19 protein-coding genes are annotated in these 20,396 nt (G+C 36.9%); 10 read left to right on the forward strand and 9 right to left on the reverse strand.

Annotation, left to right across the window (positions count from 1 at the left end; translation table 11 throughout):
- The first annotated feature begins 193 nt into the window (after nt 1-193).
- On the forward strand, nt 194-478 hold the full coding sequence (locus ACQ334_RS20170; RefSeq protein WP_430990073.1) for a helix-turn-helix domain-containing protein: 285 nt from the start codon (nt 194-196) through the stop codon (nt 476-478).
- 287 nt (nt 479-765) lie between these two features.
- Nucleotides 766-1,863, forward strand: coding sequence for a magnesium/cobalt transporter CorA (gene corA / locus ACQ334_RS20175; protein ID WP_430990074.1), 1,098 nt, complete (start codon nt 766-768; stop codon nt 1,861-1,863).
- 111 nt (nt 1,864-1,974) lie between these two features.
- Here corA and ACQ334_RS20180 read toward each other — a convergent pair whose 3' ends face one another.
- Nucleotides 1,975-2,484: a DUF2480 family protein gene (locus ACQ334_RS20180; protein WP_430990075.1), complete on the reverse strand. Its 510-nt coding sequence runs from the start codon at nt 2,482-2,484 to the stop codon at nt 1,975-1,977.
- Between the two features lie 121 nt (nt 2,485-2,605).
- Complete coding sequence (locus tag ACQ334_RS20185; RefSeq protein ID WP_430990076.1) at nt 2,606-4,750, reverse strand: peptidylprolyl isomerase; 2,145 nt, start codon at nt 4,748-4,750, stop codon at nt 2,606-2,608.
- A gap of 584 nt (nt 4,751-5,334) precedes the next feature.
- Between ACQ334_RS20185 and nadA the strand changes: the two genes are divergently transcribed.
- Nucleotides 5,335-6,339, forward strand: coding sequence for a quinolinate synthase NadA (gene nadA / locus ACQ334_RS20190; RefSeq protein ID WP_430990077.1), 1,005 nt, complete (start codon nt 5,335-5,337; stop codon nt 6,337-6,339).
- A 130-nt stretch (nt 6,340-6,469) separates the two neighbouring features.
- Here the strand turns inward: nadA and ACQ334_RS20195 are convergent, their stop codons facing one another.
- The gene (locus ACQ334_RS20195) at nt 6,470-7,528 is read right to left on the reverse strand and encodes a DUF3089 domain-containing protein (protein WP_430990078.1); all 1,059 of its coding nucleotides are present in this window, start codon (nt 7,526-7,528) and stop codon (nt 6,470-6,472) included.
- A gap of 38 nt (nt 7,529-7,566) precedes the next feature.
- Here ACQ334_RS20195 and ACQ334_RS20200 point away from each other — a divergent pair, with 38 nt between their 5' ends.
- Nucleotides 7,567-8,508 carry an isopenicillin N synthase family dioxygenase gene (locus tag ACQ334_RS20200; RefSeq protein ID WP_430990079.1) on the forward strand — a complete coding sequence of 314 codons (942 nt, stop codon included), beginning with the start codon at nt 7,567-7,569 and terminating at the stop codon, nt 8,506-8,508.
- A 14-nt stretch (nt 8,509-8,522) separates the two neighbouring features.
- Complete coding sequence (locus ACQ334_RS20205; RefSeq protein WP_430990080.1) at nt 8,523-9,776, forward strand: chromate transporter; 1,254 nt, start codon at nt 8,523-8,525, stop codon at nt 9,774-9,776.
- Here ACQ334_RS20205 and nadD read toward each other — a convergent pair whose 3' ends face one another.
- Nucleotides 9,777-10,346, reverse strand: coding sequence for a nicotinate (nicotinamide) nucleotide adenylyltransferase (gene nadD / locus ACQ334_RS20210; RefSeq protein WP_430990081.1), 570 nt, complete (start codon nt 10,344-10,346; stop codon nt 9,777-9,779).
- 28 nt (nt 10,347-10,374) lie between these two features.
- Entirely contained in the window at nt 10,375-10,650 is a 276-nt protein-coding gene (locus tag ACQ334_RS20215; protein WP_430990082.1) for a FeoA family protein, read from the reverse strand.
- A gap of 38 nt (nt 10,651-10,688) precedes the next feature.
- On the opposite strand from ACQ334_RS20215, the gene ybeY reads away from it, so the two are divergent.
- From ybeY to ACQ334_RS20235, 4 genes are all read left to right on the forward strand, one after another.
- The gene (gene ybeY / locus ACQ334_RS20220) at nt 10,689-11,111 is read left to right on the forward strand and encodes an rRNA maturation RNase YbeY (protein ID WP_430990083.1); all 423 of its coding nucleotides are present in this window, start codon (nt 10,689-10,691) and stop codon (nt 11,109-11,111) included.
- Nucleotides 11,112-11,207: 96 nt separating this feature from the next.
- On the forward strand, nt 11,208-11,825 hold the full coding sequence (locus tag ACQ334_RS20225; protein ID WP_430990084.1) for a hypothetical protein: 618 nt from the start codon (nt 11,208-11,210) through the stop codon (nt 11,823-11,825).
- 57 nt (nt 11,826-11,882) lie between these two features.
- The gene (mnmG, locus tag ACQ334_RS20230; RefSeq protein WP_430990085.1) at nt 11,883-13,751 is read left to right on the forward strand and encodes a tRNA uridine-5-carboxymethylaminomethyl(34) synthesis enzyme MnmG; all 1,869 of its coding nucleotides are present in this window, start codon (nt 11,883-11,885) and stop codon (nt 13,749-13,751) included.
- Nucleotides 13,752-13,823: 72 nt separating this feature from the next.
- On the forward strand, nt 13,824-14,339 hold the full coding sequence (locus ACQ334_RS20235) for a hypothetical protein (protein WP_430990086.1): 516 nt from the start codon (nt 13,824-13,826) through the stop codon (nt 14,337-14,339).
- 152 nt (nt 14,340-14,491) lie between these two features.
- On the opposite strand, the gene ACQ334_RS20240 is transcribed toward ACQ334_RS20235, so the two are convergent.
- From ACQ334_RS20240 to ACQ334_RS20255, 4 genes are all read right to left on the reverse strand, one after another.
- Nucleotides 14,492-16,273: a UvrD-helicase domain-containing protein gene (locus tag ACQ334_RS20240; RefSeq protein WP_430990087.1), complete on the reverse strand. Its 1,782-nt coding sequence runs from the start codon at nt 16,271-16,273 to the stop codon at nt 14,492-14,494.
- A 4-nt stretch (nt 16,274-16,277) separates the two neighbouring features.
- Entirely contained in the window at nt 16,278-18,749 is a 2,472-nt protein-coding gene (locus ACQ334_RS20245) for a helix-turn-helix domain-containing protein (RefSeq protein ID WP_430990088.1), read from the reverse strand.
- A gap of 172 nt (nt 18,750-18,921) precedes the next feature.
- Nucleotides 18,922-19,299 (reverse strand): GxxExxY protein, encoded by a 378-nt coding sequence (locus ACQ334_RS20250; protein WP_430990089.1) that lies wholly within the window; start codon nt 19,297-19,299, stop codon nt 18,922-18,924.
- Nucleotides 19,300-19,439: 140 nt separating this feature from the next.
- Nucleotides 19,440-19,784 (reverse strand): single-stranded DNA-binding protein, encoded by a 345-nt coding sequence (locus ACQ334_RS20255; RefSeq protein WP_430990090.1) that lies wholly within the window; start codon nt 19,782-19,784, stop codon nt 19,440-19,442.
- A 222-nt stretch (nt 19,785-20,006) separates the two neighbouring features.
- Here ACQ334_RS20255 and ACQ334_RS20260 point away from each other — a divergent pair, with 222 nt between their 5' ends.
- Nucleotides 20,007-20,381 carry a hypothetical protein gene (locus ACQ334_RS20260; RefSeq protein WP_430990091.1) on the forward strand — a complete coding sequence of 125 codons (375 nt, stop codon included), beginning with the start codon at nt 20,007-20,009 and terminating at the stop codon, nt 20,379-20,381.
- Nucleotides 20,382-20,396 lie beyond the last annotated feature (15 nt).

Below are 20,396 nucleotides of genomic sequence, written 5' to 3' on the forward strand. Positions count from 1 at the left end.
ACAATAAGCTTATCGTTTTACCAGCTAAGGACTGGAACTAAATCAATACAAAGGGGTGGTTTAATTGATTGGTAGAATTGATTAAACAAAAGTTGTAATAAAAAACAACAAAAAGAAATTTTTTTTAATATTTTTCTTGCCGTCTAACATGTTTTATTATTGTTTTTTTACCTGATTTAAATCAGCCATTGATATGATAATTGTCCTTTATGACAACAATCTATCCCTTTATCTTCATTTCTTTTGTAAAAACTACCAAACGATGGGGGAGCATAAAGTGCTTGTAAAACTAGGCGAAAGAATCAAAACAATTCGCCTTAGCAAAAGTATGACACAAAATCAACTTGCAATGGAGTGTGATTTTGAAAAAGCAAGCTTATCCCGGATAGAATCCGGGAAATCAAATCCTACCATTCGTACTTTATACAAATTAAGTACAGCACTCGGCACCTCTATTTCTGATTTTTTCACAGAATAAACAGTAGTTTTTCGTCTACACGATGTAGTAGAATAGCTACAGTGTTTTTAAGCGCCGATTCTTTGGGTTGACAATGATTCTTATTTAGTATCTCTCCTTTGTTAAAAGAATTATCCTGGCGTAAGCTTACCATTTTTTATTAAATGCGATGTAGCTTATTAATCGCATATGTCGATTCTGATGTGCTAAGAACAAATCATATAGGCCATAGACATACAAAAAAAGCCCTCTGTAAAACAAAATCCTGTATTAAAAATATTCTGTAAATTGTTTTTTAAATACCGGTCATGTTCGAACAGAGTAAAAAATATTTTTCTTATATCTTAAATCCAATGGAATTACTGCGTACTAAAAAAGTATTGCAGGTTAACCCTACAGTAGCTTCGCCAAGGGCAGAGCCGGAGGAAATAAAAATTTTCGTTTTTGATTATAATGCTGCCCAGGCAGATGTAAGGGAGCTGAAAACCGTTCCGGAATGTTTCGCTTTCCTGGATTCTCCAAAAACTACCTGGTTAAATGTAGATGGTTTGCGCAAAGTGGATGTGGAGAAGATCTGCGCTCACTATGGCATTCATTACCTTATTACCGAAGATATTTTAAGTATTGGCCAGCGCCCAAAGATGGATGAAATTGACGGGTTGGTTTTTTGCCTGCTGAACATGATGTATTTTAATGAAAAGGATTCGGCAGTAGAGATTGAACAAATTAGTATTGTTTTGGGCAAAAATTTTGTGATCAGTTTTCAGGAAGACGCAGCTAAAGATGTGTTTAATCCATTACGGGACCGTTTAAAAATATCGGGTAGTAAAGTGCGGCAGAATGGAGCCGACTATTTATTTTATTCTTTAATTGATATGATAGTTGACAATTATTTTGTGGTAATGGAAAAGCTGGGAGAAAAAATAGAAGGGCTTGAAGAAGATATTGTACGCAATGCCAATACCCGTACGCTGGCAAAAATAAATATGCTGCGAAAAGAAATGATTGTTTTAAAACGCAGCATTGCACCGGTGAGGGAATTGGTAAACGGCATTTTACGCAGCGATAGTGATTTGATTGAAGAGCGTACCGAAAAATACTTTAAAGATGTGTACGATCATATTTTACAAGCCAACGAGTTGGCAGAAAACTACCGTGATATGATGATGAACTTAAATGACCTTTATTTAAGTAATGTAAATTTAAAGATGAATGAAGTAATGAAGGTAATGGCAGTAGTTACCTGTTTGCTGGCACCAGCCACAGTTATTGGAGGCATTTTTGGGATGAATTTTGAAAATATGAAATGGCTGCACACTAATACTACATTTATTATTGCTGCTTTTGCCATGATCGGCATTCCACTTATTATGATCAGGATTTTTAGAAAACGGGGATGGTTTTAGAGCGTGAAACGTCAATCGTCAGACGTGAGGAACAGAGCCTTCTGTTTTGAGCAGCTCTGAATATTAAATCACCTTATTCCCTGTAATTATCATTCACGTCTCACGATAACCTTATGCCTTCTTCTTAAAAATTGGCACCGTACTGCAAGGTTCTCCATACATAATGCTTTTTGCAACCGGCCTTAACAGGTTAGTAATTTCCACGTAGGCAGATTCTGAAATGGGCAGATCACCACAGCCTTTTATCACCACTCTTTTATCAGCAAAATCGGCAGTATTTATAGTATAGAGGTTTTTTAAGAACAATGTTTTTTGTAAAAAGTCTTCGTTACCAAAAACCACACTTAAAGCAACCGGCTGCAGGTAGCTTGCGGCCAGCATGTATGCCCACATGGGTATTATGGCATCTGCTGTGCAGGTAAGTGCTACATTTTTATTGGCATAAGTAGTAAGGTCTAAATTTTTCAGGGCTTCCCTGAAATCTTTTTCCTTTAGTATTAAACCCATAAATAAATAGTCCTTCAGGTCAAATACAGCAGTATCTCCTTTTGGATAATAATCTTCCAGGTTTAGTGTAATGATGCCACTTTCAGCAACCTTATTGGCCATTATTTCTTCCATAAAGCAAAGTTATACCAATAATCTGCCGCCGGGGCCCGCATTCGCAAAAAATTCTTTTTCTCGTAAACGAAACAGCCCCCGCCAATAGGCGGGGGCTGACAAAAAATATGTATATAAGCTATTAATACCCGTATTTGCTGCGGTTGTCTTCTATTTTGGCTTGTTCTTTTATACCCTCAAACCAACCGGCACCAACCTGGTTGCGTATTGTTGTAATTTGCTGTGTTTTTCTTAGTGCTTCAGCTTCAGGAGTATCAGCTGGTTTAGTACCAATACTATTTACTTTAATTACAAATACACCAGAATTTCCTTCAATTGGGGCAGATATCTTAGTTTGATTATCCTTATTAAAACTTGCACCAATAACTTTTGGCTCGGGCCCTACATTAGGTATCATAAAGCTGGTGAAAGTTATTGAGCTATCGGCACCTGCGGTTAAAACCTGTTGGTTATATACTGCCGCTGCTGCTTCCAGTGTGGCGGGGTTGCCTAATTTTAATGCTATTGCTTCTGTTTTCTTTTTATTACGAATCACACCTTCCACCATCTGCCTTGCCTGTTTTGCATCCTGTACACCTTCGCCCTGTACTTTATCAAGTGTAGCTACTATAAATTGATTGCCGATGTTAAATGGTTCACTTACATCACCTACGCTGGCATCAAAAGCCCATTTTACTAAAGGCTTGGCATTTTGTAACTGGCCTACGCTGTAATCATTTTCTTTAATTAATGGAGAAGGAAATTTCTGCAGGCCGTTTTTAGCAATATAAGCTTCAAAATCCTTTGCCGTTTTTTGACCTGATAATTTAGTAGCATTTAAATTAGCGTTACTAATTGTTGCGGGACTGGCACTTATTTCCTTTGCCATAAAGGCAATTTTATAAGCTGTTATAGATCCTTTTTCTGCAGTTAATTCTATAACATGGTAACCAAAACGGGTTCTGATCACCTCTTTTGTGCCTACCGGCTTGCCAAAAATCTGTTGGTTGAATTCTTCTACCATTGGACCGCTAAAACCAAAAAAGCCAAGATCTCCTCCTTTATCTTTTGTACCATCAGTACCAAATTGTTTTGCCAATACCGCAAAATCTGCTCCTCCTTTAATTGCAGTTAAAATACTATCTGCTTTATTTTTTGCAACACTATCCTCCATAATTGGCTGGCCTGTTTGCGGATCTGCAGTTGGTACTAATATATGTCTTGCTTTTACACTATCAGGATAATTTTTTGTTCCTAATACTTTTGCCAGCACATAATTACCACCATCAATATATGGCCCATATACTGTTCCGATAGGTTGTTTAATTATTGTATCAGTTGCTGATGAACCAATTTTAGCTTTAGCCTGATAGCTTGTATCAAATGGAATTACTGATGCGTTTCTTGCTAAAAAAGCCGCCGGGTTTTGTGCAGTTACAAAACTATCTTTTAAAGCTGCCACAATTGTTTTTGTGTTGGCGCTGTCTTCGCTGTTAGGTAACTGGCTGTAAGCTACATAAGATATCATGCGGCCTTCTTCCTGTTTAAACTGTTTTTTATGTTTATCAACATAAGCATTTATTTCGTCGTCGCTAACTCTTATAGTACTGTCGCTGATTACACTGAATGGAACTTCCACAAAAGATATGCTGGCAAAATTTTTAGCTTCTGTTTTATCTTTTTCCTGCATCCATGTTGGGTAATATGCGCTGGCATTTAGTAATGCAAAATACTTTCCTGATACACTTGCAATTCTTTGCGGCTCAGTCAAACGTGATTGTATCATTTCCAAACGTTTGTCTTTTGCTTTTTTAAGATCGGCTATAGCAAGTTTAACTTTTGCAGGATCCAGTTTTCCTGTTGCAGGGTCAACCATGTTTTTATCCTGCAACATCGGGTTGGAAGGATCGTTACTATATAGAAATGCATTCAATTCGGCAGGAGTATAATCAATTCCGATTTTATCAGCTTCTTTATAAAAGATGGCTTCATTTACCATTTGGTTCCATACCTGTTCCCTTATTCTTTCGGGTTCAGTTGTTCTTCCACTTTGAGCCGACTGCTCTTTATCCATATCATAAGCAGCATTATATTTTCTGTCGAATTCACTTTTTTCAATCGCTTCTCCATTAACTTTACCTACGTTACTGGCTAATGATTTAAAAAAGCCGCCGCCGCCTTTAGTACCTGAATTAGCATCCATTAATAAGAAGCCAATTAAACTTAAAGCAATTACTGCAATAACCACTGCAGCACCTTTGTCACGAATTGTCTGAATTACTTGCATATTTTTCCTGTAATTAAAATGGACGGCAAAAATAGGGGAAAATAAGATATTAACACTTAAATTTTGGGCCTTTATGACACTAAAAATTGAGTAGTAGCAGGGTTTTTAAGCCGCCTGCTGCAACTGCTGGATTATTTTTATCAACATATATATAAAACAGGGTTTTTAACACCAGTTTGTTAATAAGCCCGGTTTAGTGTTAATAACCATAGTTTCTTTCATTAAAAAGTCTTTGTAAAATGAGGCTAAAATCTGTAAACGGTGAATTTTAAAATTATAATGTTGGTAGATGACATTTTATACCATCGATATTAACAGGCTGTTTTTAAAAATGATCAATTTAGTTTTCCTCGCCTTTTTTTATTAACCACTGTTTATAATTACAACAAGAAAAAATTATAATTCAGTGTTAACAGGCTTTAGTAATGTATATCTGCAATTTTTTTTATGTTAATTAGTTGTGGATGAAGGTGGATAAGTAAAAGGTTTTAATTTTACATCAAAGAGAAAAATATTTCTTTACACTTATTAACACCCATAGTAGTAGTAAGTGATTATATAAATAATAAGTATTAATACATATTATGGTAGATATTAACAGCGCAAAAAAAAATTTAACCACTGCTGGTTTTTTGGATTTGAGCATTAACCCGGAAATGGATTTATTTGCAGAGATTGAAAGATTGAAAAAAGAAAAGAATGCAATTATACTGGCGCATTATTACCAGGAGCCGGATATCCAGGATGTAGCTGACTTTATTGGAGATAGCCTGGGCCTCGCCCAGGCTGCTGAAAATACCCAGGCAGATATTATTGTTTTTGCCGGCGTTCATTTTATGGCAGAAACCGCAAAAATTTTAAATCCTGCTAAAAAGGTGTTGTTGCCCGATCTAAACGCAGGTTGTTCTTTAAGTGATAGTGCACCTCCGGCCTTGTTTAAATTATTTAAGGATAAACACCCTGATCACCTGGTAATTACCTACATTAATTGCTCTGCAGGTATGAAGGCTTTGAGTGATATCATTTGTACGTCTTCTAATGCCCAAAAAATCATTGAAAGCTTACCGGCTGATCAACCTATCATTTTTGCACCAGACAGGAACCTTGGGGCTTATATAAACAAACAGACAGGTAGGGATATGTTACTATGGAATGGTGCCTGTATGGTACATGAGATTTTTAGTTTAGAGAAAATTACCAAATTAAAGATTCGCCATCCCAAAGCAAAGATTATTGCACACCCGGAATGTGAGGCACCTGTTTTGGCAATAGCGGATTATATCGGCAGCACAACCGGATTATTGAAATTTACTCAAAAGGACGATGCACAGGAGTATATTGTGGTAACAGAGACTGGTATCCTGCATCAGATGCAAAAAAATAATCCTGATAAAACCTTTATTCCTGCGCCGCCAAATAACAGCTGTGCCTGTAATGATTGTCCGCACATGAAGTTGAATACCCTGGAAAAATTGTATTTATGCATGGAATATGAATTACCAGAAATTACTATGGATGAAGAATTACGCCTGGCTGCAAAAAAGCCAATTGACCGGATGCTGGAAATAAGTGCTAAATATGGTTTGTAGTTTTATAAGTGCCTGTTCCGATAATAAAGAAAATAAGAACAAATAGTATTGATAAAAACAGGCTTCAATAAACTGAAGCCTGCTTCTTTAGTACTTTATTTGTGAACAGCCGTGCAATCTATGGCCAACCTTATTGTTTCCAAAAAGCCCCTATTCTTGTTTTTACATTTTGCCTGATGTTCATGTAAAACAAATTAATATCTCCAACATGATAGTTTTTTTTCGTAAATAATATCTTTCCTGCAATATTGGGTTTGCTTGTCCACAAAACATTGTTGTGAATATTAGCATTAACTACATGAGGGATAATTTTATTAAATTTTAGTAATACCCCGCCGCTATTATATTTAGAAGATAGTAAGCCTGTATCTGCCGTCCAGCTTAAAGGATTAATAATAACAGCTTTAAAATTTTCTTTTGCAATAAATTCCGGTTCAGTATACCCTCTTTTAAAAGTACGCCAGCTTACAAAGCACCCGGTAGACGTAGAATCTTTACATACAGGTATTGTAGCGAAATAATTTTCCGGCACGGGTAAACCTATAATATAAGCACACACTAATTTATTTTTTAATGATTTGTTGTCAAAAAATTCTTTTAGTAATCTGGCAGCATGTTTTGTTCCCTGGCTGTGTGAAGCAATAATTATTGGTCTGCCACCATTAAAATGTTCCAGGTAGTAAATAAATCCAGCTCTGATATCTTCATAAGCAGTATCAAAATATTTTTCAGATTCGCTGGTGTCAATAAAAAATGCTTTAATGTGGGCCTGCCTGTAACGTGGTGCAAAAACCCTGCATTGTTCGTTAAATACACTTGCCTGGTATAAAATAGTAGATCTGTCTGTTTTATTATTTATAGCTGTATCATTAATAGGTGCATTCCACCTTTTATCATTAGAATTGGTTAAAGTGGTTGGATGGAGAAAAAAAACATCAACAGAAGAATCAGGATGATAAGAGTAACGAAGCGGTTTTGGAACACTATCGCTGGCATCTTTTTTCCAGGGATGTGCCGCCCAGTAATAAAGTTTTGAGTAATCAGGTTTATTGGTAGTTTTTACAGATTGATTAATGGTAGCGGAAGCATAATTTTTTTTTCGGCAGGAAATTAGCGCTAGCAGGAATATACAGATGAAAAAAGCTGGAATTTTAATGCTGAATAAAAAAGAAGTTTTGTAATTTTTCATAAACAAATCTACATTCGTTAACGATAAAAGTAAACTATATGGCAATTCCTTCAGTTGATTTAGCAGAATTTTTAACTGGTGACCCTGTTCGTAAGGCGGCATTTGTACAGCAATTAGGAAAGGCTTACGAAGAAGTAGGTTTTGTAGCGGTTAAAAATCACGGAGTTCCTGATGAATTAATTGCTGATCTGTATAAATATGTTCAGGAGTTCTTTTCACTTCCTTCTGACCAAAAAAGAAAGTACGAAATACCTGAATTAGCGGGACAAAGAGGATATACAAGTTTTGGAAAAGAGCATGCAAAAGGAAGCGATGCACCAGATCTTAAAGAATTTTTTCAGTATGGCCAGGTACCCAGGGATAACTTTGACGAAGAAGAATATCCATTGAATGTTACAGTAAATCAGATAGCGGCTTTTAATGCTACATTTGAACATGCTTACCGTGAATTTGAAAAGTCTGGTACGGCTTTACTACAGGCAATAGCCTTGTATTTGGGATTAGAGGAACATTATTTTGATGAGTATGTTCACAACGGTAATTCAATTTTACGAAGTATACATTATCCGCCAATAACAAGTGAACCCAAAAGTGCTATCCGTGCAGAACAGCATGAAGATATTAACCTGATCACACTCCTGGTTGGCGCTTCTGCAGATGGTTTACAAATTCTTACCAAGCAAAACGAATGGGTGGGTGTTACCTCATTACCCGAACAGATTGTAGTAAATGTGGGTGATATGTTGCAAAGGCTTACCAATAATAAATTAAGAAGTACTACACATCGTGTTGTAAATCCTGCAAGAGAATTATGGCACACTTCCCGTTTTTCTATTCCTTTTTTCCTTCATCCCAAAAGCAGTATGAGCCTTAAATGTTTAACCAGTTGCATTGATGCTGATCATCCGAAGGCTTATCCGGATGCTACTGCAGGAGAATACTTAGACGAAAGGTTAAGGGAAATAGGATTGAAAAAATAAGTAAGCCATATACATTGATACTACTCCGGCATATTTCTTTCTTAAAGTCTGTGTTCCTCCACAGTGTAACTGCATTCGGTGGGCCTCAGGGGCACATGGGCATGATGATGAAGACTTTTGTGGACAGGAGAAAAGACGTAACCAAAGAAGAATTAATGGAATATAATTCTTTTTGCCAGCTTTTGCCTGGTGCTTCTTCTACGCAAATTCTTACCCTGATTGGATACAAACGGGGAGGCGTACCCTTAGCTGTGCTCACACTTATTATCTGGATCTTACCGGCATGCTGTTTAATGGGTGGATTATCTTTTTTAGTTTCCGGAATAGGTAACCAAAAGCTCAATACAAGTATCTTCCAGTTCATTCAACCAATGGCTATTGGTTTTTTAGCTTATGCAGCTTTTAAAGCTTTTAAAATTTCAATTAATAATTTTATTACCCAGGTGATAATGCTGGTGGCTATGGTGGCCACTTATTTTTTATTCAAAACACCATGGGTATTTCCAGGTCTGATTGTTGCTGGGGGCATTGCTACAAACTTCAGTAGCAAACGTATTCCTGAAAAGGAAGTGATTAAACCACGGCATATCCGGTGGACTAACATCTGGGTGTTTGTTTTGATATTTTTAATTGCCGGTGCATTGAGCGAAACAGCCCGTAAACAAAATTGGGAGAACAGGAAAGCATTTAATCTCTTTGAAAACTTTTATAGATTTGGAAGCTTTGTTTTTGGTGGTGGTGATGTATTGATACCCTTAATGTTGGATCAATATGTAGCCAGGCCTAATTCAGATAGAATTATTCAAAAGAATGATCCTAATATAATCAGGATTGAGAGAGACGAGTTACTTACCGGAGCAGGAATGGTGAGGGCTATACCCGGACCGGTTTTTTCAATTGCGTCTTTTACCGGTGGCGTTGCTATGAAAAGGGAAGGAAAAGAAATGCAATTGCTTGGTTGTATAATAGGCGCTGTGGCCATTTTTTTACCTAGTGCTTTGTTGGTTTTATTTTTCTTTCCTGTCTGGCAATATTTAAAAAAGTATGTGGTAGTGTATAGGGCCCTGGAAGGAATCAATGCTGTAGTAGTAGGAATAATGTGGGCCGCTACTTTATACCTATTAAAAGACGTTTCTATTATTTCGTTTAATACACTGAGCTTTTTAAATATCGGAGTGATTACTGGTACCTTCCTGTTATTACAACTAACAAAAATTCCTGCACCATTTATTGTTATGTTCTGTTTATTATTAGGACTGATTTTTTAATTACCTGTAATAGGCATTCCTTTCTATTTCTTCCTTTACAGTATCGGGGACTAAAAAACGAATTGATTTTTTTTCTTTGATCAATGTACGAATTGCGGTACTAGAAATATCAAGAAGGGGTGCGTTAAGAATTGTTGTGTCTGCACCAAAGTTTTCTAAAACATCAAAGCCGGGCCTTTTATAAATATAGAAGGGATAATTTTTTACCAGGGTTTCATAATTCTTCCATTTATTAAGATTCTGAAAACCGTCACTTCCCATTATTATAGCAAACTCATAATCCGGATATTTTTCCTGCAGGTACGTTAGAGTATCAATGGTATAAGAGGGTTTGGGTAATTTGAATTCCACATTGCTGGCACGCAATTTAGTTTCACCCTCAATAGCCACATTTACCATGTGCAGGCGTTGGTATTCATTAAGGAGAGAAGCTGTTGTTTTGAAAGGATTTTGCGGAGAAACAACAAACCAAACCTGGTCAAGTGTAGTATTATTAATAACGTGGTTGGCAATAATTAAATGTCCTACATGAACGGGGTTAAAAGAGCCAAAATATAGTCCTGTTTTCATTAACTATTTGATAATGAATTAATTATAATTATTTCGTAAGTACAGGAATTTCTTCTACCCAAATATTTTCCGCTTCATTAAGCCTTAGGCTTAAAATATATCCGGCTACCAGGATAGAGATAGGATCACCAAGAGGTGCCACCTGTTCAACAATTATTTTTTCCCCCGGCACACACCCCATCTCCATTAGCTTTAAAAAAATGTCATCATTTTCAAAATGCTTTATAACAACCGTCTTTCCAACTTCAACTTCCGATAATCGCCTGTCCATCCTTAGTGTTTTATTTACTGCAAAAGTATTCATTCATAATTGTTTAATAATTTCGATTTTAGAAAATAGCTATGGCAATACAATTCTTTTTCCTCCAGCAAAACATTGCACTTGCCGAGAGAACTACTCTGAAGGCATTCATTAATGGTATCTTCAAAAAAGAGAAGAGAAAGCTTCAAAGCCTGACTTACATCTTTTGCTCAGATGAGTATCTTTTGGAGATCAACAAATCTCATCTTAAACATAACTATTACACTGATATTATCACTTTCGATTTATCTGGCACACCCGAAGCTATAACCGGGGAGATCTATATAAGTACTGATAGGGTAAGGGACAATGCTGCAATCCAGGGTGTTACTATTAAGGAAGAATTGCATCGGGTTATCTTTCATGGAGCACTCCATCTTTGTGGCTATAAAGACAAGACACCAAGTGATGCAAAGCAGATGAGAGTAGCGGAGGATAGGTGTTTGAGCGCTTACTTTAAGTAATGTTCCACGAATCCCATTTCGAATTCTCCCAAGCATAGTCAAACACCTCAGGTTCCACGAATCCCAGTTTCAACCGGAAACATAATATATTTGGGTATGGAAAGAAAGAAATGGACACCAAAGGAAGAGATAACAGACGCTTTGCTGAAATTTAGGGAAAAGCGTAAGTGGCAATTAGCCTTAAGACGGTATATACTGGAGAAAAAAGCTGCCGCTGCTTATGCTCCATATTTCGGTTTAGATGTAAATGGCTTTAGGGGCTGGATTGAATTACAGTTTACGGCAGATTTAAACTGGGACAATTTTGCTAAAGCCTGGCAATTTGATCATATAGTGCCTGTTACCTACTTCGATTTTGATAACGAAGAAGACCTGAGGCTTTGTTGGAACTTTATAAATATCAGGGTAGAAAAGCTGGAATTAAACAAAAACAGGGGTAACCGGATAGATGTACTTGCAGTAAAACCTTATTTCCAGGATTTGTATAATAAAACGGGATATGGGTTTTGTCTTAAAATGATCGAAAAACTGTCTCAAATAGAGGTTTCAAATATTGAAAGCCACCCCGCCATTGAGAACTTCATCATCAATAATAAAGAACACCTTGAAAATATTGCCACTTTAAGCCAGGATGAGTTCGAAAAATTCAATCAGGGCACTTCATTAAAGGACATCCTATTGGAAAGAGAGATACTCAGGAAGTTTGGTAGCTAAATAATGTCTCTTTAAACTTCTTTATAACCTAAATAATTTCTAAACTACCTTTGCCACATGTTTCCAGAATATGATGTTATAGTAGTAGGAGCCGGCCATGCCGGTTGCGAAGCCGCCGCCGCTGCCGCTAATATGGGTAGTAAAGTGCTGCTGATTACTATGAATATGCAGACGATTGCCCAAATGAGTTGCAATCCTGCCATGGGTGGCATTGCCAAAGGGCAGATTGTAAGAGAGATTGATGCCATGGGTGGATATAGTGGGATTGTTACCGATGAAAGCATGATCCAGTTCAGGATGCTGAACAGAAGTAAAGGCCCGGCCATGTGGAGCCCCCGAGCGCAGAGCGACCGTATGTTATTTGCCGGTAAGTGGAGAGAAATGCTTGAAAACACCCGGAACGTTGATTTTTACCAGGATATGGTAAATGGCCTTTTGGTAAAAAATGGCCGTGTTTACGGGGTTGTAACGGGTTTAGGTCATGAAATAAAGGCAAAATCAGTGGTTTTAACCAACGGCACCTTCTTAAATGGCGTAATTCATATTGGCGAGAAGAAATTGGGAGGTGGCCGTATGGCAGAAAAAGCTGCAACGGGAATAACCGAGCAATTGGTTTCTTTAGGTTTTGAAAGCGATCGTTTAAAAACCGGAACACCACCAAGGATTGATGGTCGTAGCCTGGACTACTCTAAAATGGAAGAACAGTACGGAGACGAAGAAATGATAGGCTTCAGCTATCTGCCCACTAAAAAAATAACCGCAGCACAGCAACGTAGTTGCTTTATCACTTATACCAGCCCTGAAGTACACGATATTTTAAAAACGGGTTTCGAAAAAAGCCCTATGTTCCAGGGAAGAATACAGGGAACTGGGCCAAGGTATTGCCCAAGTATAGAAGATAAGATCAATCGTTTTGCAGAGAGAGACAGGCACCAGTTGTTTGTTGAGCCGGAAGGTTTCAATACGGTGGAGATATATGTGAATGGTTTTTCTTCTTCTTTACCGGAAGAGGTTCAGTTTCAGGCGCTTAGATCTGTGGCTGGTTTTGAAAACTGCAGGATGTTCCGCCCTGGTTACGCCATAGAATATGATTACTTTCCACCAACACAGTTAAAATTCAGCCTGGAAACAAAGCTTATTGAGAACCTGTTTTTTGCAGGCCAGATAAACGGCACCACCGGCTATGAAGAAGCAGCTTGCCAGGGACTGATGGCGGGAATAAATGCCCACCAAAAAGCCAGCGAACAAGAAGCGGTAGTGCTGAAAAGGAGTGAAGCTTATATAGGTGTGTTGATTGATGATTTAATAAACAAAGGAACCGACGAACCCTACCGCATGTTTACCAGCCGGGCAGAGTTCCGCACTTTGTTGCGCCAGGATAATGCCGATCTGCGGTTAACCGAAAAAAGTTACCGGCTTGGTTTAGCATCACAGGAAAGAATGGAATTGGTAAAAGCAAAAAAAGAAGGCGTAGAAAAACTGAAAGAAATTTTAGCTGCTATCAGCCTGGAACCAGATGAAACTAATGCTTTTTTAGAAAGCGTACAATCATCGCCGTTAGTTGCAAAACAAAAAGCTGCGCAGGTTTTACTAAGGCCAAATATAGGTTTGGAAAAGATGATGCAATATATTCCTTCATTAAAAATTGCTTTAAAAGATTTCAATAAAGACACATTAGAACAGGCAGAGATTCAGCTGAAATATGATACTTATATTGAGAAAGAAAAAGAGCTGGTGGTAAAAATGAGTCAGCTGGAAGACCTGATCATTCCTGATAATTTTGATTATGAAAAACTGGTTTCTTTGGGTACAGAGGCCAAACAAAAATTTAAAAAAATTAAGCCTCGTACTTTAGGCCAGGCTTCCCGTATATCTGGTGTAAACCCAAGTGATGTGCAGATATTGATGGTTTTTATGGGTAGATAATATTAGTTATAATAAAAATATAATCAATTAAAATATTTTTATCTTCGAAACGTTAAATACAAAATTTTAAAAATGCAATTGAATTTTAGTACCGACACACCAAAAGAATTAGTTTTTGAAAACGTTGCAGAATACCTGCACCATAAAAATTTAAAAGTTCACAAACAGGATAGCACCAGGCCATGGGGAGGCTTTTTTGTGATTGAAGAAAACGAAGCAGAAAAATTTATCAGTTTGTATTTTCCGCATCTTACCAAAGAAGAATTAAATATTTCAGGAAAATTAAGTCCTAAAATTTTAGTGGTAGCACCTGGTAAAAGATTAAGCTGGCAGTACCATCATCGCCGTGCGGAGATATGGAAATTGATTGGCGGCGTTGCTGGCGTGGTAACCAGCGATACGGATGAAGAAAAAGAAACTAAAGATTTAAACATAGGCGATATTATACAATTAAAACAAGGAGAACGTCACCGTTTATTGGGTACATCAGGCTGGGGAATTATTGCTGAGATCTGGCGCCACACTGATGCTGCAAACCCAAGTGACGAAGATGATATAGTAAGGGTGCAGGATGATTTTGGAAGATAGGGGTTTGGCCACAGATTGCACAAATTACACAGAGAAGACACAGGAAACCCTGTGTCTTTGTTTTTATTAAATATAGATTTGAACATTGCGTGAAAACAGTTCTCAAGTCCTGAGAAAAAATCTGTGCAATTTGCGTAATCTGTGGCAGGTTCTTACTTCAATCCCAGCTTTCTTAATCTTGAATGTATAGCTCCGGCATTTCTGCCAAATTGTTTTATAATTTCAGAATCAGAAACACTGTTATTGAATAACTGCGTTAATTTTTCATCCTGCTCCGGTGTCCATGGTTTGTAAGCGTCGCCATGTTTGGTGCGTACCAGTTCTACCGAGTATGTTTTTCCTTTTGTGCCTGTATATTTTGAATACCCATATTTTGATTTAGGCGTTTCAATTACAACAGGTTTAATTTCTTTAGGCTCCTCTTTTTTAATAATATTTATTTGGGCCAGTTTAGGAAAATCAGCAGGCAATAATTCTTCGGGAATATGCAGTGCATTTTTTGTACGGGTAATGGCTACATACAATAAATTAATTTCTTCGTTAAGTTTATTGATCTTCTTTTCATCATTTTCTAATTCAGCTACCTGGCGTTTTATTTTATCCTCGGTAATAAAATCTTTTACTAAATGCACGGAATCATATTCCATTCCTTTGCAGCGATGAACCGTAGAAAAAACCACCTCTGCTTTTTCTTTAGCATCATTTTCAACATGCTTGTTTTTTATAGTTTTAATAATATCGTAAATATCATTACCATATTTTTTTACAATTTCCAGCATCATGCTTAATTGTGCGTCTTCTGTTTTTTCAATATACTCTTCCAGCTCTTTAATAGAACCCATCGATCTGATTAAAGCATCTTTTATCTGAGATAATTTATTATTCTGCAGATTTAATACATCGTATAAAGAAGCGCCTTCATCTGCATAAGTGTAAGAATTAAAATTTCCTTCAAAATATATCTGCTTAATATTTTTCTTTTCGTTTACATACTCAATTGCTTTTAATAATAAACCCAAATTGGTTCGTCCAATAACAGCTTTTGTTTTTGTATCAACAGTTGTACCAAGCCCCTTAATGGCAAGAGGCGTTGTGGATTTAATAATATCTTTCCAGAAAAGAACCTGTGTGGCCAGGTTGGCAATATTTGCTCCAAACCTGAAACTGTGGCTGAGATTGTAAGTTGTAAATTTGGTTTTCTCAAGAGAATTTACAGCGTAACGCCAGCTGTAAATCTGCTGATGTGTATCTCCCACAATTACTTTGGTGGCTTTTTGCTGTAAAAAAATATCCAGCATTGCAGGTGATGCATCCTGGCCCTCATCAAACAAAATATAATCAAAAGGCAAAACAGGATTTTGCAGTTGAAATTTTTTCAGGTAAAAATCATGGGTTATTTCAATTTCACCTTTATCCATTTTAGCTAATAAAGATCTTGTTTGCGTTTCTATAAAATGGTAAAAAGTTTTTACAAATGTTTTGGCTTTAGCGTCGCTGATGGTGTCTAAATAATTTACATCCTGTACTTTTAATTTATCGCTGTTGCAGAAAAGTGCAATAAATTTATTGATGTGATTGGCAATTACATACTCATGATGTTTTTCGCCATTGCTCTGCAAACCAAGCAAAGCAGCCAGTTCATGTGTTTTGTATCCCTGAGACAAAACTTTATACTGATGCCTGAAAACAATATTTTTGTACGCCAGTGAATGTGCTGTTTCCACAGTTACATTATTTAAACCTTTTTCCGCAAACTTTTTAATGGCTTCCAGCTTTACCGACTTATTAAAAGCCAGGTATAAAATTTTAGCGGTCTTTGGCCTTGCCTTTGCGTACTCAATAATGGTTGTTGTTTTACCAGAGCCGGCAACTGCATTTATTTTTATATCACCTTTTGAATCGATAATATCCTTTTGCTCTTCTGTTAGTTTCATTTTTTTATTCTGTTGTTGTTTTTCCTGCCGCCAGCACCATTTTTATATCGCCGTAAGTTATTGTATCGGGTAAGTTTTCAATTAAAGTTTTATGGCTTAAAGAACCATGTATAGCTACTGCATCTAAAATTAATTGCTGTTTTTTTACAGGCACCAGGTCGTTAAGCTCAATTTCGCCTTCACTAATAAAGGGAACAAGATGGCCTTCAATGGTTGAAACGCTAAGGTTTCTTTCTGCAGCAATTTCAGCTATTGTTTTTCCTTCTTTATATAAATTGAATGAAAGCGTTTTGGTATCAGTTTTTGTTACTGTATTTTTTTCTTTCAGCGCCTTTTCTTTTGCTGCCTTTTTGGGCAGGGCAGACATATTTGTTTCAAGGCCGTTACGGCTGCAAAATTCTTCCACAGCTTCTAAAATGGTATCGCCATATTTATCCACTTTTGCTTTTCCAAAACCTGTTATTTGTAAGAGATCTTTTTTAGTAAGAGGCAAATATGTTGCAATTTCTTTTAGCGTAGCCTGGTTTGCTACCATATAAATAATGGAATTTTCTTCCTCTACCGTCATGTCTCTCCAGCGTTTTAACGTGTTGTATAATTCTGTGTTGGCAACATCTGTATATGCTTCCTTTTTACCGCTGGCATAACAACTGAGATTAAATTTAGGCTGTGCAAATTTTAATTTGTGCTGTAAAAATGTAGTTACCGAAAAAGCTTGTTTGCAATATTGTAAATAATAAACGCAACTGTAAATTGCCAAAGCCAGTTGATTCAATTGCTCATTAATAATATTGGATGTTTCCTTATGCTCTGTTATTAACGGATGATTTTGTATTGCTTTTTGATAAGCTAAAAATTTAGGTTCAAAATGATTGGCAGCATCGCTGATCCTTTTTTGAGCTGCTGCATTATTTTCAATTACCGGCTCATCTTTCATAATGCCACTAACTACGTCAATAAATTTTAAGCCTACCGATTTATCCGCAATAAAATGTTGTTTAATATTTTCTATCCACGGTAAACTTTCAGCATTTAGTTTATCCTGTTGTTGGGTAATATGGTGCAACAATAATGCGATTCCAATTTCAATATCATTAAAAGAAAAAAGATCGCTTATTAATTGTTGGGTAAAAACCTGCCTTGCACCGGTAAAGCGTTCTGCAAGCGAGCCCTTATGTGTAAGGGATTGCTGGCCTTTAATTACATTGTCGTTGCTGAACAATGTTGCAGAAGAAAGTTTACTCAACAAAACAATACCTTCTAAACTGGTACAACGGCTGAGTGCCACATACACCTGCCCGCTACTAAAAGATGCACCGGCATCAATCATTACTTTTTCAAACGTAAGGCCCTGGCTTTTGTGAATGGTAATGGCCCATGCTAAACGTAAAGGGTATTGCGTAAAAGTGCCTAATGTTTCCTGTTCCAGTTTACCATCATTACGGTTTAAGGTGTAACGGGTGTTTTCCCAGGTTTCTTTCGCCACTTCAATATCAATGCCATCGCAGTCTACAACAATTTTATTTTTCTCTAATAATTTTACCACGCCAATCTTTCCATTAAAATACCTTTTGGCAACGATATCGTTTTTTAAAAACATTACCTGTGCGCCTTCTTTTAACAACAGCTCTGCTTCTGCGGGAAAAATATGTTCGGGAAAATCTTCTTCAATCTCTGCCTTGTAAGTAAAAGGATTAGAAAATAAATTTTCAATTTTATTTTGATTGATTTCTGCAGCTTGCTTATTGTGCGATGTGAGCGTAATATATTTTTCACCCGGCATTGGCGAGAACAATGGATCATACCGCAGGTGCAGGTCTTCAAAATCATCAGCATCCATTTGATTGTTACGTACTTTATTCAGCAATCGCACAAATGAATCTTCTTTTTGCCGGTAAATTTTATTGAGCTCTATCAGCAAAGGCATTTGTTCTTTAATTGCCATGCTATCAAAGAAAAATGGTGTGGTATAATATTCCTGTAAAATACTCCACTCCTGGTTTTGTGCTACGGGTGGCAATTGATGTAAATCACCAATGCATAATAATTGTACACCGCCAAATGGTGTATCGTAATTACGGCGAATGCTTTTCAATATAGTATCAATAGCATCCATCACATCGCAACGTACCATGCTAATCTCATCAATTACCAGCAGTTCCATTTTACGAAGCAATTGCTGGCGTTGTTTGTTGTAGCGTATTGTGCCCAGCAATTGTTCTTTATGATTCCTGGTAGGCAAAAAAGGATGAAAAGGTAATTGAAATAAACTATGCAGTGTTACACCTCCTGCGTTGATGGCGGCTACACCCGTTGGTGCTGCCACTACAATATTTTTAGTAGCGTTTTCTTTTAGGTATTTTAAAAAAGTGGTTTTACCAGTGCCTGCTTTACCAGTGAGAAAAATATTCTCACTCGTTTCGGTCACAAAGCGGTAAGCCAGGTCAAATATTTCGTTGCGTTCTATAGTTGCCACAGTATTATTTTTAAATTAATAGGAATTAAGCCTGCGGCTTAAAAACTCGCCACAGATTGCACAGATTACACAAATTTTTATTCATAAAAATTATAAGCCTCTTAAAATCACACAGCATCTTTTCTGTGTAATTTGTGCAATCTGTGGCAAAAACCTCAGCCGCAGGCTGAGATTAAAAAATCAATCTTTTATATTCTAATGATTTTCTACCAAAGTTAATTATCAAACCAACCCTGCAGTCAGATATTTTTAGATAGTTTAAGGTTTGAGCAATGTGCTCGTCATTAATCTCTTTGTCAATAGCTTTTATTTCTACAATTATTTCATCAAAGAAAACAAAATCGGCAAAGAAATGATGGGGTAATATTTTTTCTTTATAAACGATTTCATACTTCTTTTCCCTTTCAATAGCAAACTCTCTTAGTTTGGCCTCAATCACCATTGCGTCTTTATAAACAATTTCACTAAAGCCGTTGCCTAATATGCGATGAACTTCCATGCACAAGCCAATTATCTCGTAGGTTTCCTGTTTAAATAAAAATTCACTCATAGTTTCATTTTTAAAATAAGAATAACTAAGCGTTTAAAAAAAATGCCACAGATTGTACAAATTAACCTTTGGGCAGATCATGCATACAAGAAATTATAACAATGCTTTTCTGTGTAATTTGTGCAATCTGTGGCAAAACACTAAGCCGCAGGCTTATTGTTCATCATCAACAATTCATTTACCTGTATCTCAGTCACATATCTCTTAATGCCATCCTTATCGGTGTAGCTACGGTTAATTAATTTTCCTTCTATGGCTACCTCGGCGCCTTTTGCTAAATATTTTTCTGCAATCTCAGCTACCTTACCCCAGGCCACTACATTATGCCAGGTAGTTTCGGTAACTTTTTCGCCGGTGCGGCCACGGTAGGTCTCGTTAGTGGCCATGCTAAAGCGGGCCAGTTTTTTACCGTTTTCGGTGTTCTTTACTTCTGGTGCGTTGCCCAGGTTACCAATCAATTGAACTTTGTTTTTTAATGCGTACATGTTGTTTCGTTTTGTGCCGTGCTGATGTTTTAAAGCCGTGCGATGATTTAATTTATTTCAACCAACCGGGTTTGTTTGTTTTGTTCCGATTGACAATGCAAAGATGCGATCACAAAAAAGCGTTAGCCGGAATTTATCCTTTTACTTACCTTTATAACCGTATGTAAACGGGTGCATACAAAAAAACCTTCTCCTCTTTTCCACCAAACCCTTGCTGGTACTATGTTAAAAGAAAAAGAAGAAAAAGTATGCCTGAGCTGCGGAAAAACTGTAAAAGGCCGCAGCGACAAAAAATTTTGTGATGATTACTGCCGGGCCGCTTATAATAACGACCTGAAAAGCGCCGCCAACAACCTCATCCGCAACGTAAATAATGCTTTAGGAAAAAACCGTCGCATTTTAGAAAGCCTTTTACCTGAAGGAGAGCCTACCGCAAAAGCTAACCGGGACAAACTGATTGAAAAAGGTTTTCAGTTTAAATACCATACCCATTTATACCACACTAAAACCGATAAAACTTATTTTTACTGTTACGAATATGGCTATCTGCCATTAGAGAACAACTGGTACCTGATTGTAAAAAGAGATGAGGAATAATTAAAACGGCCGCCT

Origin of the sequence: Ferruginibacter sp. SUN106 (genome assembly GCF_050611765.1) — a bacterium.
Taxonomy (GTDB): domain Bacteria; phylum Bacteroidota; class Bacteroidia; order Chitinophagales; family Chitinophagaceae; genus Ferruginibacter.